The organism is Nocardioides sp., from assembly GCF_035503875.1.
Taxonomy (GTDB): Bacteria; Actinomycetota; Actinomycetes; order Propionibacteriales; family Nocardioidaceae; genus Nocardioides.
Window position 1 is genome coordinate 1 of record NZ_DATJTA010000081.1, and the last position, 14915, is coordinate 14915.

A 14915-nucleotide genomic window follows, 5' to 3' on the forward strand; every position below is an offset into this window, starting at 1 on the left:
TTCATGTCACGCGACGGGATCAGGCTCCCACGGTGCGCGGGTTCTCGCCGGTGACGACGAAGACGACCCGGTTGGCCACCGAGACGGCGTGGTCGGCGATCCGCTCGTAGTAGCGGCCGAGCAGGGCGACGTCGACGGCCGCCTCGACGCCGTGCGTCCAGCCGTCGCCGAGCAGCTCGGTGAAGGAGGTACGGCGCAGGCGGTCCATCTCCTCGTCGGCCCGGCCCAGGGCGATCGCCGCCTGGACGTCGCGCTCGGTGATGATCCGGGAGACCTTCGCGACCATCTCCTCGGCGACCTCGGCCATCCGGGAGACGGTGGGGCGGACCTCGTCGGGCACGGCGACGAACGGCGTGCGGAGCCGGGCGATCTTCGCGACGTGCACGGACAGGTCGCCCATCCGCTCGAGCTCGGTCACCATCCGCAGGGCGGCGACGACGACGCGCAGGTCGCCGGCGACCGGCTGCTGCAGGGACAGCAGCTCGAAGGCCTTCTCCTCGACCCGCTCGCGCGCCCGGTCGATCTCGATGTCGGCGCTGATCACCCGCTCGGCGATCTCGGCGTCACCGGTGAGCAGGGAGGCGGTCGCGAGCCGCACCGCCTGCTCGACCTCTCCGCAGATGACGGCGAGATCACGGAAGACGGCATCGAGCTGGTCGTGGAACACCTGGCGCATGAGCGCGACCCTACGGGGCCGAAGTGACCACGCGGGGTGGTCACGTGAACGGCCGATGAACAGTCGGAAGCCGGTGCCCTGGAGGCGAACTCCGGGTGAATCCCACCGTACTCTTGCCGCCGTGGACCCGACGACACAGGCGTTCCTCGCTGCGGTCATCGGGGCCGTGGTCGCAGGCGGCGCCGTCCTGGCCTGGGCGGTCAGCGAGCGCCAGCACCACCGGCTTCCCGACCACGAGGAGCCCGTCGTGCCCGCGGGCGTCGCCACCGTGCTCTCGGTGCTGCGAAGCAGCGCGGTCGTGGTCGATGACGCCGACGTCGTCCTCAAGGCCTCGGCGCCGGCGTACGCCCTCGGCCTGGTGCGCGGCACCCGGCTGGTCGCCGACGACCTGGCCGAGCTGGTCCGCCAGGTACGCCGCGACGGTCAGATCCGCGAGACCGAGCTGGTGATGACCCGGCCCGGCGTGCCCGCCCGGCACGTCACGGCCCGGGTGGCCCCGCTCGGCTCCCGGCTGGTGCTCGCACTCGTCGAGGACCGCACCCGCGAGCGGCGCGTGGAGGCGGTACGCCGCGACTTCGTGGCCAACGTCAGCCACGAGCTGAAGACTCCCGTCGGCGCGATCCGGCTGCTCGCCGAGGCGATGCACGACGCGGCCGAGGACCCGACCGCGGTCAAGCGGTTCGCCGACCGGATGCTGATCGAGAGCGACCGGCTCGCCCAGCTCGTGCAGCAGATCATCGAGCTCTCCCGGCTCCAGGCCGACGACCCGCTGGAGGCGCCGTCCGCGGTCGGGCTCGACGACGTCATCGCGGTCGCGGTCGACACCAGCGCCATCGACGCCGACTCCAAGCGCATCGAGATCCTCACCGCCGGCACGCCCGGGCTCGAGGTCTTCGGCAACGAGGAGCAGGTCACGGCCGCGGTGAGCAACCTGGTCGCGAACGCCGTGTCGTACTCCGAGCCCGACTCCACCGTGCTGGTCACCACCAAGGTCGAGGAGGGCTCGGTCGAGATCTCCGTGGTCGACCAGGGGATCGGCATCCCGCCCGACGAGATCGACCGGATCTTCGAGCGGTTCTATCGGGTCGACCCGGCGCGGCACCGCTCCACCGGTGGCACCGGCCTCGGCCTGTCCATCGTCAAGCACGTCGCGGCCACGCACGGCGGAGAAGTCCGGGTGTGGTCGGTCGAGGGTCAAGGGTCTACGTTCACCTTGACCCTCCCCCAGTACTTCGGGGCCGCCTCGAAGGAAGACACGAACCAGGAGGAAAGCCCGTGACCCGGGTACTCGTCGTCGAGGACGAAGAGAGCTACAGCGAGGCGCTCGCCTACATGCTGCGCAAGGAGGGCTTCGAGGTCGCCATCGCGGCCGACGGCAACGCGGCCCTGACGGAGTTCGACCGCAACGGCGCCGACATCGTGCTGCTCGACCTGATGCTGCCCGGGCTGCCGGGCACCGAGGTGTGCCGGCAGATCCGGCAGAGCTCCAGCGTGCCGGTGATCATGGTCAGCGCCAAGGACGACGAGGTCGACAAGGTGGTCGGCCTCGAGCTGGGCGCGGACGACTACGTCACCAAGCCGTACTCACCCCGCGAGCTGGTCGCCCGGATCCGCGCGGTGCTCCGCCGCGGTCAGGAGCCCGACCTCGCGCCCGCCACGCTCGAGGCCGGCCCGGTGCGGATGGACGTCGAGCGGCACGTCGTCACCGTCGACGGGAACGAGCAGCGGCTGCCGCTCAAGGAGTTCGAGCTCCTCGAGATGTTCCTGCGCAACCCCGGCCGGGTGCTGACCCGCGGCCAGCTCATCGACCGGGTCTGGGGCTCCGACTACGTCGGCGACACCAAGACCCTCGACGTCCACGTCAAGCGCCTGCGCGCCAAGCTGGAGCCGGACCCCAGCGAGCCCAAGTTCCTCGTCACCGTCCGCGGCCTCGGCTACAAATTGGATCTCTGACCTCCGCCGAGTCGGCAGAACTTGCCCGCCGAGTCGGCAGACCTTGCCCGCCGAGTCGGCTCAGCCGAGCAGCGGGAGGCGCGGGGCGGGGTCCGGCAGGCGGCCGGTCCCGCGCAGGACGGCCTCGGTGTCGTCCCAGGCTGCGGGGAGCGGGCCGCCGTACAGGCTCTCCAGCACGGCCCGGGTGTGCGCGAGCGCGTCGGCCGGCGGGCCGCCGGGGACGTGCAGGGTCAGGTCGAGCAGGTGGACCGTGGCCTCGACGACGAGCGTCGAGGCCAGGTCGGCCACGGTGATCACGTGGCCCTGGGTCGCGACGCGGTCCTCCGGATCGGCCGCAGCGCAGGCGCGCGCCGCCGCGCTCGCGGTCTCGCGCCACTGGCCGACCAGTCCCGCCGCACCGTCGTACGCCGCCGCGGCACGCCGGACGTACGCCGCGTGCGCCGCCCCGCCGTCGCCCCGGTCCGGGTGCCAGGCGTGCCAGTACGTCGTGCCGTCGACGTCCGCCGGCTCCGTGGTCGGCGTGGCGAGCGCGACCAGCGCCCGCTGGGCGTCGAGGAGCTGGTGGAGCAGCAGCGCCCGGACGTCCCAGCCCTCCGCCCGGGTGGCCCGGGCGAAGTCGTCGTCGTCGAGGCCCGAGACCGCGGCGGTCGTGGCGTCGTAGGTGCGGGCCAGCAGGTCCATGTCGGGAGACGTACCCACTGGCGGGATCTCGTGGTACGGCGACCGAAAACCGCGTGTCGGCTGTCAGTGCCCGTTCCTAGGCTGTCCCGGTGACGAGTACGACGACCTCCGCGACCCCGACCGGTCCCGCCACCGCGAGCGGGCCTCCGGTGTGGCTGCCCGTCGCGGCGGTGGCCGTGACCCTGGTCTTCTGGGCCTCGGCCTTCGTCGCGATCCGCCACCTGGGGCACGACTTCTCCCCCGGCGCGCTCTCGCTCGGCCGGCTCCTCGTCGGGGCGCTCTGCCTGGCGGCGGTCGCTCTGCCGCAGGGGCTGCCGCGACCGACCGGGCGGCAGTGGGTCTCGATCGTCACGATCGGCGTGCTCTGGTTCGGCATCTACAACGTCGCCCTCAACGAGGGCGAGCAGCGCGTCGACGCCGGCACCGCCGCGATGCTGATCCAGGTCTCCCCCGTGCTGATCGCGCTGCTGGCGACCGTCTTCCTGGGCGAGCGGTTCACGATCTGGCTCGGCCTGGGCCTCGCGCTCGCCTTCGGCGGCGTCGCGCTGATCGGGCTGTCGACGTCCGACGGCGGCGAGCGCGATGTGCTCGGCGTGGTGCTGTGCCTCGTCTCGGCGGTCGTCTACTCCGTGAGCCTGGTGCTGCAGAAGCCGCTGGTCGCCCGGCTGCCCGCGCTCCAGGTGACCTGGCTGGCCTGCACCGTCGGCGCGATCGTGTGCCTCCCGTTCGCCGGTCAGCTCGTGTCCGAGGCGCGCGACGCCCCGGTGTCGTCGCTCGTCTGGGTCGTCTACCTCGGCGTCTTCCCGACGGCGATCGCCTTCACGACGTACGCCTACGCGCTGCGGCACATGAGCGCCAGCAGCCTCGGCATCACGACGTACCTCGTGCCGCCGCTGACCATCGTGATGGGGCTGCTGTTCCTCGACGAGGTGCCGCCCACGATGGCGTACGCCGGCGGCGTACTCGCCCTGGTGGGCGTGGCCGTGGCCCGACGCAAGCCTCGTCCGGTGCCGGAGGACCGTCCGGCGCCGGCGTAGAGGTCAGGCGGGATCCGGCTCCTCGCCCGACTCCAGCCAGCCGCGGAACGCCTCGAGGTTCTTCGTCGGCTCGCCCCGCAGCTTGCGCCACTCCCACTCCTTGCGGATCGAGGAGGCGAAGCCGAGCTCCAGGATCGCGTTGAACGACTCGTCGGCGTACGTCAGCACCGATCCGAGCAGCCGGTCGAGCTCCTTGGGCGTGACGGCCGAGAGCGGCAGCCGGGCGTCGAGGTAGATGTCCCCGAGCCGGTCGACGGCGAAGGAGACGGCGTACATCTTCAGGTTCCGCTCGAGCAGCCAGCGGTAGACCCGCTCGTGGTTCTCGTCGGGTCGGCGGCACACGAACGCGTGGATGCCGAGGGCGTGCTCGCCGAGGTCGAGGCGTACGGCGGTCTGCAGCTTCTTCTCGCCGGGCAGCGAGAGGGAGAAGACACCGGGCTCGACCTCGTCGTACTCGATCTCGTCGGCGGCGAGGTGGTCGCGGACGACCTGGGCCAGGTCGCTCATCCGACCGCCTCGCGCATCGCGGAGCGCGCCCGCTCGTAGACCTCGAGGGTCCGGTCGGCCGTCGCCTCCCACGAGAACTGCCGTGCCTGCTCCAGCGCGCCCGCCTCCAGGCGGACCCGCAGGTTGGGGTCCGTCACGACCCGGCCCAGGGCGGTGGCCCAGTCCTCGGGGTCGTGGCCGTCGATCAGCAGGCCGCTGTGCCGGTCGCGCACGACCGTCGTGAGCCCGCCGACGGCCGCGGCGACGACCGGGGTGCCGGTGGCCTGCGCCTCGGCGGCGACCAGCCCGAACGACTCGTTGTAGGAGGGGACCGCGACCGCGGTGGCGGCGGCGTACCAGCGTGCGAGCTCGGCCTGGCCCACCGGCGGCACGAAGCGGACGACGTCGTCGAGGCCCAGCTCGTGGGCGAGCGCGGCGAGCGACTCGGGCCGCTCCAGACCGCTCCCGGACGGCCCGCCGACCACGGGCACCACCAGGTGCCGGCGCAGGCCGGGCGAGCGCCGCAGGAGTACGGCGACCGCGCGCAACAGCACGTCGGGCGCCTTCAGCGGCTGGATCCGGCCCGCGAAGAGCAGCACGTGTGCGTCGGCGGGCAGCCCCAGCTCCAGCCGGGTCTCGGCGCGGTCCAGCGGCCGGAAGACCGACAGGTCGACGCCCGGGTGGACGACGTCGACGCGGGACGGGTCGGCGTCGTACAGCTGGACCAGCTGCCGCGCCTCGAGGTCGGTGTTGGCGATCAGCATGTCGGCCGCCTCGACGACCTGCTCCTCGCCGATGATCCGGGCGGCCGGCTCCGGGGTGTCGTCGGTGGCGAGAGCGTCGTTCTTGACCTTGGCCATCGTGTGCATCGAATGCACCAGCGGCACGCCCCAGCGGTCACGAGCCAGCGCGCCGACCTGCCCGGAGAGCCAGTAGTGGGAGTGCACGGCGTCGTAGTGCCCGACCGGCTGCGCCGCCTCGGCACGCAGCACCTCGCGGGCGAAGACGCACAGCTGACCGGGCAGCTCGAGCTTGGTCAGCCCCTCGAACGGCCCCGCGTGCACGTGGTGGACGGAGATGCCGTCGCCGGCCCCGACCACCGGTGGCAGCGCCGAGCTGGTCGCCCGCGTGAAGATGTCGACCTCGATGCCCCGGACCGCCAGCTGCCGGGCCAGCTCGATGACGTAGACGTTCATGCCGCCCGCGTCGCCCGTGCCCGGTTGGTCCAGCGGCGACGTGTGCAGGCTGATCATGGCCAGTCGCCTGATGCGCTCCACCGTGCTCCTCACCGTGTCTCGACCCGCCCTGTGCTGGGCGCAGTCCTCTCCCCCGAACCGCAACCACGAGGAGCGGTCGGGGATTCCCGCCGTGCTCAGATGGCCCAGTCCACTCAGGCTGCGTGCGCCCCGAGCCGGGCCCGGCGGCGTGACCGCCGTACGAGCGGTACCCAGACCAGCAGCGCGACCACGCCCAGGACCCCGTCGACCCGGGCCTCGTCCCCGAGCTCGTGCAGCACCATCAGCACCGACCAGGCGAGGACGGGGAAGCAGACGGCGACCACGGCGCTCAGCCACGCGGCCCGGGCGAGCCGGGCTCCCGCGCCGGCCACGCCGATCGCGAGCAGTGCCAGGCCGGCGCCGTACGCCGTACCGAGGACGGCGTCGCCGGCGCCGTTCACCGCGAGGATCCAGCGCACCACCCACACGAGTCCGCCGAGCGCGCCGCAGAGGTCGGCGAGGGTCCGCGGGGCCATGTGCTGCCTCCGATCGGGTCGGTGCCGGACGACGGGCCAGTGTGCCATCGGACGCTGCGCCCGACCAGAATGGACGGGTGAGCACTCGTCGTACCGCCGTCGTGACCGGAGCCAGCAGCGGGATCGGAGCGGCGACCGCGCGCGGTCTCGCGGCCCAGGGCTTCCACGTCTACTGCGCCGCGCGCCGCGCGGACCGGGTCGAGGCCCTCGCCGCGGAGATCGGGGGTACGGCGGTCGTGTGCGACGTGACGTCCGAGGAGTCGGTCGCCGCGCTCGCCGAGGTCGTGGGCGACCGCCTGGACGTCCTGGTCAACAACGCCGGCGGGGCCTTCGGCGGCTCGCCGGTGTCCGCCGCGGACAGCGACGAGTGGCGGCGGATGTACGAGGTCAACGTCATCGGCCTGATGCAGGTCACCCGCGCCCTGCTCCCCGCCCTGGTCGCCAGCGGCGCGGGCGCGATCCTCAACGTCGGGTCGACCGCCGGCCGGATCGCCTACGAGGGCGGCGCCGGCTACACCGCGGCCAAGCACGGCACCCAGGTCGTCACCGAGACCCTGCGCCTGGAGCTGTGGGACCAGCCGGTGCGGGTCATGGAGATCGCCCCCGGCATGGTGAAGACTGACGAGTTCGCGCTGGTGCGCTTCGACGGCGACCAGGAGAAGGCGGACGCCGTGTACGCCGGCGTCGCCGAGCCGCTGACCGCCGAGGACGTCGCCGACGCGATCACCTGGATGATCACCCGGCCCCCGCACGTGAACATCGACGAGCTCGTCCTGCGTCCTCGCGCTCAGGCATCCCAGCACAAGGTTCACCGCCAGGCCTGAGCCTGCGAAGGCCTGACGCGGTGAAGGTCGAGCGAGCCCCGCGGCTGAGGAACGAAGCCGCGACGGGCGTGTCGAGACCTATGAGCGGGGCGCCGTCACCTGCTGGCTGCGGGGGTCTCGACGGGCGCTCAGGACTCCGTCCTTCGCTGCTCGACCACCGGGCGGCCGCGACGGGCGTGTCGAGACCTATGACCAGCTGTCCGAGAAGCACCCGGGTGCTGTTTCCGGCTCAGGGGTCTCGACGGGCGCTCAGGACTTCGTCCTTCGCTGCTCGACCACCGGGGCGACTCGCTGCTCGACCACCGGGGCGACCCGCGCGGCCAGCACCAGTGCGCCGGCGACGAGCGCGGTGCCGACGACGGCGTCGAGCCAGTAGTGGTTCGCGGTCACCACGACCACCAGCAGCGTGACGATCGGGTGCAGGACCCACAGCCAGCGCCACCGGCTCCGGCAGACGGTCACCAGGACGACGGCCAGCAGCACGGCCCAGCCGACGTGCAGGCTGGGCATGGCGGCGTACTCGTTCGCGAGCTCGGAGACCGGCGTGCCGACGTACGCGCTGTTGCCGCCGACGCGGCCGGTGTCGACCATGCCGAGGCCGGCCAGCAGGCGGGGTGGCGTCATCGGTAGCCAGATGTGCAGCACCATCGCGACGGCGGTGGCGAGCACCAGCGCGCGGCGCGCCCACGTGTAGCCCGGGCGGTGGCGCACGTAGAGCCAGACCAGGACGCCGACCGTGATCGGGAAGTGCAGCAGGTAGTAGCGGTCGGCCAGCCCGACCAGATGGGGTACGCCGAGCGCCCACTCCTGCAGCGCCGCCTCCGACGGCAGCCGCAGGGTCCGCTCGAGGTCGAGCAGCGACCGCGCGTGGTCGTCGGCACCGTCGAGCCGGCCCGTGGCGACCATCCGACCGAGGTTGTAGAGCCCGAACAGGACGAGCACGAGGGCTGTCTCCCGCAGGGCCGGCACGTACCTGGCCCAGCGCTGGCGTCCCGCCGGCGGCGCGGTCGTCGGCGATGGCAGGACGTTCAGCACGCGCTCAACCTTACATTTGTAAAGTGGAGGGCGAAACGTGATTTCCGACCGTCCGAGAGGATGACGCCCGTGCCGACGAACACCGCCGACGCCCGGGTCTCCCGCACGCGAGCCGCCCTGGTGGCCGCCGTCGAGGAGGTGCTCGAGCAGGGGGCCTGGTCCGAGCTCACGATCGGCACGCTGTGCGCCCGCGCGCAGGTCAGCCGGCCGACCTTCTACCAGCACTTCTCCTCGACCGCCGACCTGCTGGGCGTCACCATCCGGCACCGGCTCGACGAGGCGCGCGCCCGGATGTGCGGCGCGCCCGACGGTCCCGAGGTCATCGCCGCGGCGTTGACGCGGCTGCACGCGGAGCGCGAGGAGTACGTCCGCCTCGCCCAGGAGCCCACGGTCTACGTCCAGGTCGAGGCGGCCTTCGAGGCCTGGCTGGCCGACCAGGTCCGGGCGGACTTCCCCGAGGCCGGCTCCGTCGCGGTCTCGTACGCCGCCGGCGGGATCGCGCGGGTCATGGGGGGCTGGCTCGCCTCCGGCGCCTCCGACGCGGAGCGCCCCAGCCCCGAGGAGCTCGCGCGGAGCCTGCGAGCACTCAACCGGGCGGTCCTGGGGACGTCGGACTGAGTCCCCATCAGACCGTCGGACGCTCAGGCGGGTGCGCGGTCCGGCGGGAAGCCGCCGGTCGCGATCGGCCCCCACGACCCGGGAGTGACCCGGAGCAGCGTCTTGCCCTGCCGGCGCATGGCCGCGCGGTACTCGTCCCAGTCGGGATGCTCACCCGAGATGCAGCGGAAGTACTCGACCAGGCCGTCCTCGGCCGCCTGGTCCGGCATGTCGACGACCTCGGCCGTCCCGTCGATCTGGACCCACGCGTCGTCCCACTCGTCGGAGAGGACGAGCACGGTCGCGGCCGGCCGCCGGCGCAGGTTGGTCACCTTCGCCCGGTCGGGGTAGGTCGAGACCACGATCCGCCCGTCGGCGTCGACCCCGCCCGTGACCGGCGAGACCTGGGGCGAGCCGTCCTGCTTCGTGGTCACCAGCAGCATCCGGTGCCGGGGCCGGACGAACTCCAGCAGCTGGTCGCGGTCGACGCGGGTGCTCGTGGCGATCCGGGGCATGCCTCCACCGTAGGCGGTCGGCGAGTGGCGCGGTCGTCCCAGGTTCATCACGGGATGCAGACCAGTTCGCACCTCCCACGGTGGGTACGCCGTGGGAGGCGCCGGCTCGTCTGCATACCGTGATGAGCCTGCGCCAACGCCGCTGAATCGGCGGCCAGCACCCGCGCCGGTAGACTCGCGGAGGCCCGATCGGGTCCTCGCACCCCACCGGAAGTGACGTCGTACCTCCATGTCTGCCTCCTCCGATTCAAACCGGACCGCCCGCACCGATCTGCGCAACGTCGCGATCGTCGCCCACGTCGACCACGGCAAGACCACGCTGGTCGACGCGATGCTGCGCCAGGCCGGCGCCTTCACCGCGCACCAGGCCGAGAGCGTCGCCGAGCGGGTGATGGACTCCGGTGACCTGGAGCGCGAGAAGGGCATCACGATCCTCGCGAAGAACACCGCGATCCACTACGCCGGCCCGGCGGCCGACGGCAAGCCGATGACGATCAACATCATCGACACCCCCGGACACGCGGACTTCGGCGGCGAGGTCGAGCGCGGCCTGTCCATGGTCGACGGCATCGTGCTGCTCGTCGACGCGTCGGAGGGTCCGCTCCCGCAGACCCGCTTCGTGCTGCGCAAGGCGCTGAACGCCGACATGCCGGTGATCCTGGTCGTCAACAAGACCGACCGCGGCGACGCCCGGATCGCCGAGGTCGTCGACGACACCTACGAGCTGTTCATGGACCTGCTCGACGACCAGCACAGCCAGGACGCGCTGGACTTCCCGGTGGTGTACGCCTCCGGTCGCGCCGGCGTCGCCGGCCTCGACCAGCCGGAGAACGGCGCGCTGCCCGACTCCCCCGACCTCGAGCCGCTGTTCAAGACGATCCTCGAGACGATCCCGGCTCCGACGTACGCCGAGGGCGCGCCGCTGCAGGCCCACGTCACGAACCTCGACTCCTCGCCGTTCCTCGGCCGGCTCGCGCTGGTCCGGGTCCACGAGGGCACCCTGAAGAAGGGCCAGCAGGTCGCGTGGATGAAGCGCGACGGCTCGGTCAAGAACGTCAAGATCACCGAGCTCCTCGTCACCGAGGGTCTCGAGCGCCAGCCGGGCGAGTCGGCCGGTCCCGGCGACATCGTCGCCATCGCGGGCATCCCCGAGATCACGATCGGCGAGACCCTCGCCGACCCGGAGAACCCGGTCGCCCTGCCGCTCATCCACGTCGACGAGCCCGCGATCTCGATGACCATCGGCACCAACACCTCGCCGCTCGTCGGCCGGGTCAAGGGCGCCAAGGTCACCGCCCGCCTGGTCAAGGACCGCCTCGACGCGGAGCTGATCGGCAACGTGTCGCTGCGCGTCCTCCCGACCGAGCGCCCCGACGCCTGGGAGGTCCAGGGCCGCGGCGAGCTCGCGCTGGCCATCCTGGTCGAGCAGATGCGGCGCGAGGGCTTCGAGCTCACGGTCGGCAAGCCGCAGGTGGTCACCAAGGAGGTCGACGGCAAGGTCCACGAGCCGTTCGAGCGCCTGACGATCGACGCGCCGGAGGAGTACCTCGGCACGATCACCGAGCTGCTCGCCGTCCGCAAGGGCCGCATGGAGGGCATGACCAACCACGGCACCGGCTGGGTCCGGATGGAGTTCATCGTCCCGGCCCGCGGCCTGATCGGCTTCCGCACCGACTTCCTCACCGAGACCCGCGGCACCGGCATCGCCCACCACATCTCGGAGGGCTACTTCCCGTGGGCCGGCGAGATCCGCTCGCGCAACAACGGTTCGCTGGTGGCCGACCGCGCCGGTGCGGCGACGGCGTACGCCATGACCTCGCTGCAGGAGCGGGGCGTGATGTTCGTCGACCCGACGACCGAGGTCTACGAGGGCATGATCGTCGGCGAGAACTCCCGCGCCGACGACATGGACGTCAACATCACCAAGGAGAAGCAGCAGACCAACATCCGGTCCGCCACCTCCGACAACTTCGAGAAGCTCATCCCGCCGAAGAAGCTGTCGCTCGAGCAGTGCCTCGAGTTCTGCCGCGACGACGAGTGCGTCGAGGTCACGCCCGAGACGGTCCGGATCCGCAAGGTGATCCTCGACCAGAACGAGCGGGCCAAGATCGCCTCCCGCGCCCGCAAGGCCAAGTAGCCCCCAGCACCGCCGAGTCGGCAGAAGTTGCGCCTCGAGTCGGCAGAAGTTGCAGACACACCGTCTACAACTTCTGCCGACTCGGCGATTTCAGGGGAGAGCGCGGCGGATCAGGTCGCCGGGGACCGAGGCGGGATCCTGGTACGCCTCGACCAGGAGTCGCAGGCCGATCAGCAGCGGCACGGACAGCATCAGGGGGTCGGCCTCGGGGAGCAGCTTCTCCGGGCGGTCCGCGTGCCAGGACGCCGGGTCCGCCAGGCGGAGCGCGCCGACGCTGGTCGTGAACGGACGCTCCTGGTTCAGGATCCGCTTGCGCCGCACCTCGTGCGAGTCGATGGACAGCCGCGCGACGCTCCACAGCTCGGGTTTGCCGGCCTTCTCGACCCAGCGCCCGAAGCCGAGGAACGCGGTCTCGACGACCTCCGAGGCGACGATGCCCGTCTCCTCCCGCAGCTCCCGGAGTACGCCGTTGGCCGCGATCGTCGCCATCAAGTCCGAGCTCGCACCGTCCAGGTCGTCCGGCTCCAGTGAGCCGCTGCTCGACGGGGCCAGCAGTCCCCCGCTCGACTCGTTCAGCTCCGACTGGGACACCACCACGACCCGCTGGTCGTTGGTGATGGCCACCAGCGACGTGCCGATGCCGTTCAGCAACCAGCTCTCCCCGAGATCGCGCAGCCGGCCGTGCCGGTCGACGTACAACGACCGGCCGAGGTCGGGAACGGGCTGACCCGAGCGGAGCGCGATCTTGCTCGCCATGATGTCGGACGCCAGGTGGTCCCAGTACCGCGCCCGGACCAGCCGCCACTGATCCGTGGCGAGCGCGTCACCGTCGCCGAGGTCGCTGTCCAGCCCGAGCAGCGGCCCGTTGTAGGTGTCGCGCCGCTTGATCCGCGTGCGCCGGTACTGCACCCCCGCCCGGAGCTCGTGCGGCAGGACGTAGCCCTCATCGGCGACGACGCCCGTGACCCCGCCGGCGGCGATGGCGGCGGTCGCGACGCGGTCCAGGAGGACGTGGTGCCGGTTCGCCACGATGAGGTCGTACCTCCCGGAGCCCTGGTACGTCGCGGCGAGATCGGCGTAGGGGTCCCCGTCCCGGTCGATGAACCGCAACGAGCGCAGGCTCTCCAGGTGCCGCTGCCACTCTCCCCACAGCAGGCCGAACGAGACCACGGCGAGCACGATGTTGACCGCCCGGGGCACCTCGGCCCAGACCCCCACCAGCCCGACGCAGGCGAGCACCAGGCTGAGCACGATCCAGCGCGCGTGGTCGAGGAGATCGACGAGGCGCAGCCACGTCGTGTGGACCAGACGCCGCACTCTCACCATGCCGCGCACCCTAGCGACCGCTCTGCCATGCTTCGGCGCGTGGACGACGAGGAGATGATCCAGTACGCGATCCCGGACTATCTGCTGATCAGCGGATGGATCGAGGTCGCGGCCTCGCTGCTGGTCGTGGTGGGTTGCCTGACCCTCGTGGGGAGGGGGCGACCGGCGACGATCGCGATCATCGGTGCCGTCCTCACCGGAATGGCGAGCCTCCTGTGCCTCGCCGCCTACCGCAGCACCGCCGACTGGTCGACGAGCGAGCGCTTCTGGGCGATGACGACCTACGCCCGGGGGTTCGGCCTGGCCCTCCTCGCCATCGCCCTCGTCCTGGCCATCCGCCGTCCCCGCTCCGTCAGGGCGTGAGCCGGGCGCCGGACTCGGTGTCGAAGACGTGCACCTTCTCGGGACTGGTGGTGAGGCGCACGACCTCGCCCTTGGCCAGCGACATCCGCGCGTCGATGCGCGCCACGATCTGCTGGAGTACGCCGCCCTCCCCGGCGGCGCCGGGAGCCGGTTCGGCGGGCGTGGCGTAGAGGAAGGCGTCGGCGCCGAGCTCCTCGACGACCGCGACCTTGACCGGGTAGCCCTCGTCGTCGTCGGCGGCCAGCCGCCAGGACTCGGGGCGTACGCCGAGGGTCACCGCGCCCGAGGCCCGCGCGGCGGCGCCCCGGTCGATCGGCAGCTGGTAGCCGTCCACGGTGGCGATGCCCTCGCCGGAGGTCTTGGCGGAGAGCAGGTTCATCGCGGGCGAGCCGATGAAGCCGGCGACGAACAGGTTGGCCGGCCGGTCGTACAGCGCGAGCGGGGTGTCGACCTGCTGCAGGATGCCGTCCTTGAGCACCGCGACCCGGTCGCCCATCGTCATCGCCTCGACCTGGTCGTGGGTGACGTAGACGGTCGTGATCCCCAGCCGCTGCTGCAGCGCCGCGATCTGGGTGCGGGTCGAGACGCGCAGCTTGGCGTCGAGGTTCGACAGCGGCTCGTCCATGCAGAAGACCTCGGGTTGGCGCACGATCGCGCGGCCCATGGCGACCCGCTGCCGCTGGCCGCCGGAGAGGGCCTTGGGCTTGCGCTCGAGGAACGCCTCCAGGTCGAGCAGCTTGGCCGCCTCGGCCACGCGCGCTCGCCGCTCGTCCTTGCCGACGCCGGCCATCTTCAGGGCGAAGGCCATGTTCTCGGCGACGGTCATGTGCGGGTAGAGCGCGTAGTTCTGGAACACCATCGCGATGTCGCGGTCCTTCGGGGGCACGTCGGTGACGTTGCGCTCGCCGATGAAGATGTTGCCGTCGTTGACCTCTTCGAGGCCGGCGAGCATCCGGAGGGAGGTGGACTTTCCACAGCCGGAGGGGCCGACGAGGACGAGGAACTCGCCGTCCGCGATGTCCAGGTCGAGGGAGTCGACCGCGGGGCGGGTGGAACCCGGATAGAGCCGGGTCGCCTTGTCATACGTGACAGTCGCCATTTTTCTTTTGTCTCCTTCACCGGCAGGTACGTGCCGGACGATCCGTTGTGAGGAAGCGGCGGGGGTGAACCGCCGTGGCCCGCCATCGGGCCGGGATCAGTATGTCATGCGGGGGTGGGTGCGTCCAGCACGGATGAAGCGCTTTCCCCGGGACGACGGCGGGGTTCGCAGGCGTCGGCCAGGGCCCGTCTGGGCATTTCTCAGCCTCCCTGGCTAGCATCGGATCCGTGCCGTGCCGCGCCTGTCCGCGGAGCGTGCAGGGGATGCCCGTCCCCGGGAATCAAGAGGAACGATGTCGAGCGACGAAACGCCGAACGTCCCCACGCCCCCGCACTCCCGTGCGGCCGTGCGGGAGAAGGCCCAGCAGGTCAACGCCAAGCAGTCCCGTGCACGCATCCTGCGACGCATCATCATCGGACTGATCGCGGTGGTC

Annotated in this window: 16 protein-coding genes; 7 read left to right on the top strand and 9 right to left on the bottom strand. The window is 71.8% G+C overall.

All coding sequences use genetic code 11. The features are described from left to right. Nucleotides 1-19: 19 nt before the first annotated feature. Nucleotides 20-676, bottom strand: a complete 657-nt coding sequence (phoU, locus tag VMF51_RS19140; RefSeq protein ID WP_325476061.1) for a phosphate signaling complex protein PhoU — start codon at nt 674-676, stop codon at nt 20-22. A 121-nt stretch (nt 677-797) separates the two neighbouring features. Here phoU and VMF51_RS19145 point away from each other — a divergent pair, with 121 nt between their 5' ends. Beyond that, entirely contained in the window at nt 798-1955 is a 1158-nt protein-coding gene (locus tag VMF51_RS19145; RefSeq protein ID WP_325476062.1) for a sensor histidine kinase, read from the top strand. Then, entirely contained in the window at nt 1952-2629 is a 678-nt protein-coding gene (locus tag VMF51_RS19150; protein ID WP_325476063.1) for a response regulator transcription factor, read from the top strand. The genes VMF51_RS19145 and VMF51_RS19150 overlap by 4 nt, the downstream gene beginning before the upstream one ends. A 60-nt stretch (nt 2630-2689) precedes the next feature. Here VMF51_RS19150 and VMF51_RS19155 read toward each other — a convergent pair whose 3' ends face one another. Then, a complete protein-coding gene (locus VMF51_RS19155; protein ID WP_325476064.1) occupies nt 2690-3328 on the bottom strand; it encodes a maleylpyruvate isomerase N-terminal domain-containing protein in 639 nt (212 codons plus the stop codon). 71 nt (nt 3329-3399) lie between these two features. On the opposite strand from VMF51_RS19155, the gene VMF51_RS19160 reads away from it, so the two are divergent. Then, complete coding sequence (locus tag VMF51_RS19160; protein ID WP_325476065.1) at nt 3400-4347, top strand: DMT family transporter; 948 nt, start codon at nt 3400-3402, stop codon at nt 4345-4347. Nucleotides 4348-4350: 3 nt separating this feature from the next. On the opposite strand, the gene VMF51_RS19165 is transcribed toward VMF51_RS19160, so the two are convergent. From VMF51_RS19165 to VMF51_RS19175, 3 genes are all read right to left on the bottom strand, one after another. Then, on the bottom strand, nt 4351-4854 hold the full coding sequence (locus tag VMF51_RS19165) for a YbjN domain-containing protein (protein ID WP_325476066.1): 504 nt from the start codon (nt 4852-4854) through the stop codon (nt 4351-4353). After that, nucleotides 4851-6086: a D-inositol-3-phosphate glycosyltransferase gene (mshA, locus tag VMF51_RS19170; protein WP_325476076.1), complete on the bottom strand. Its 1236-nt coding sequence runs from the start codon at nt 6084-6086 to the stop codon at nt 4851-4853. Before mshA ends, VMF51_RS19165 begins: the two co-directional genes overlap by 4 nt. 137 nt (nt 6087-6223) lie before the next feature. Beyond that, a complete protein-coding gene (locus tag VMF51_RS19175) occupies nt 6224-6586 on the bottom strand; it encodes a hypothetical protein (RefSeq protein WP_325476067.1) in 363 nt (120 codons plus the stop codon). A 77-nt stretch (nt 6587-6663) separates the two neighbouring features. Here VMF51_RS19175 and VMF51_RS19180 point away from each other — a divergent pair, with 77 nt between their 5' ends. After that, entirely contained in the window at nt 6664-7410 is a 747-nt protein-coding gene (locus VMF51_RS19180; RefSeq protein WP_325476068.1) for an SDR family oxidoreductase, read from the top strand. Between the two features lie 249 nt (nt 7411-7659). Here the strand turns inward: VMF51_RS19180 and VMF51_RS19185 are convergent, their stop codons facing one another. Beyond that, on the bottom strand, nt 7660-8445 hold the full coding sequence (locus VMF51_RS19185) for a phosphatase PAP2 family protein (RefSeq protein ID WP_325476069.1): 786 nt from the start codon (nt 8443-8445) through the stop codon (nt 7660-7662). A gap of 69 nt (nt 8446-8514) precedes the next feature. Here VMF51_RS19185 and VMF51_RS19190 point away from each other — a divergent pair, with 69 nt between their 5' ends. Beyond that, nucleotides 8515-9063 carry a TetR/AcrR family transcriptional regulator gene (locus VMF51_RS19190; RefSeq protein ID WP_325476070.1) on the top strand — a complete coding sequence of 183 codons (549 nt, stop codon included), beginning with the start codon at nt 8515-8517 and terminating at the stop codon, nt 9061-9063. 23 nt (nt 9064-9086) lie between these two features. On the opposite strand, the gene VMF51_RS19195 is transcribed toward VMF51_RS19190, so the two are convergent. After that, nucleotides 9087-9557 (bottom strand): PPOX class F420-dependent oxidoreductase, encoded by a 471-nt coding sequence (locus VMF51_RS19195; RefSeq protein ID WP_325476071.1) that lies wholly within the window; start codon nt 9555-9557, stop codon nt 9087-9089. Nucleotides 9558-9786: 229 nt separating this feature from the next. Here VMF51_RS19195 and typA point away from each other — a divergent pair, with 229 nt between their 5' ends. Beyond that, nucleotides 9787-11694, top strand: coding sequence for a translational GTPase TypA (gene typA, locus VMF51_RS19200; protein ID WP_325476072.1), 1908 nt, complete (start codon nt 9787-9789; stop codon nt 11692-11694). Nucleotides 11695-11784: 90 nt separating this feature from the next. On the opposite strand, the gene VMF51_RS19205 is transcribed toward typA, so the two are convergent. Beyond that, nucleotides 11785-13020 (bottom strand): hypothetical protein, encoded by a 1236-nt coding sequence (locus tag VMF51_RS19205; RefSeq protein WP_325476073.1) that lies wholly within the window; start codon nt 13018-13020, stop codon nt 11785-11787. Between the two features lie 39 nt (nt 13021-13059). Between VMF51_RS19205 and VMF51_RS19210 the strand changes: the two genes are divergently transcribed. Then, on the top strand, nt 13060-13383 hold the full coding sequence (locus VMF51_RS19210) for a hypothetical protein (RefSeq protein WP_325476074.1): 324 nt from the start codon (nt 13060-13062) through the stop codon (nt 13381-13383). On the opposite strand, the gene VMF51_RS19215 is transcribed toward VMF51_RS19210, so the two are convergent. Further along, the gene (locus VMF51_RS19215) at nt 13373-14482 is read right to left on the bottom strand and encodes a sn-glycerol-3-phosphate ABC transporter ATP-binding protein UgpC (RefSeq protein ID WP_325476075.1); all 1110 of its coding nucleotides are present in this window, start codon (nt 14480-14482) and stop codon (nt 13373-13375) included. The two genes, VMF51_RS19210 and VMF51_RS19215, sit on opposite strands and share 11 nt — an antisense overlap. Nucleotides 14483-14915: the final 433 nt, after the last annotated feature.

Coding starts and splice junctions, on each gene's coding strand:
- phoU (WP_325476061.1), bottom strand. CDS start 676: ATGCGCCAGGTGTTCCACGACCAGCTCGATGCCGTCTTCCGTGATCTC.
- VMF51_RS19165 (WP_325476066.1), bottom strand. CDS start 4,854: ATGAGCGACCTGGCCCAGGTCGTCCGCGACCACCTCGCCGCCGACGAG.
- mshA (WP_325476076.1), bottom strand. CDS start 6,086: ATGATCAGCCTGCACACGTCGCCGCTGGACCAACCGGGCACGGGCGAC.
- VMF51_RS19175 (WP_325476067.1), bottom strand. CDS start 6,586: ATGGCCCCGCGGACCCTCGCCGACCTCTGCGGCGCGCTCGGCGGACTC.
- VMF51_RS19195 (WP_325476071.1), bottom strand. CDS start 9,557: ATGCCCCGGATCGCCACGAGCACCCGCGTCGACCGCGACCAGCTGCTG.
- typA (WP_325476072.1), top strand. CDS start 9,787: ATGTCTGCCTCCTCCGATTCAAACCGGACCGCCCGCACCGATCTGCGC.
- VMF51_RS19205 (WP_325476073.1), bottom strand. CDS start 13,020: ATGGTGAGAGTGCGGCGTCTGGTCCACACGACGTGGCTGCGCCTCGTC.
- VMF51_RS19215 (WP_325476075.1), bottom strand. CDS start 14,482: ATGGCGACTGTCACGTATGACAAGGCGACCCGGCTCTATCCGGGTTCC.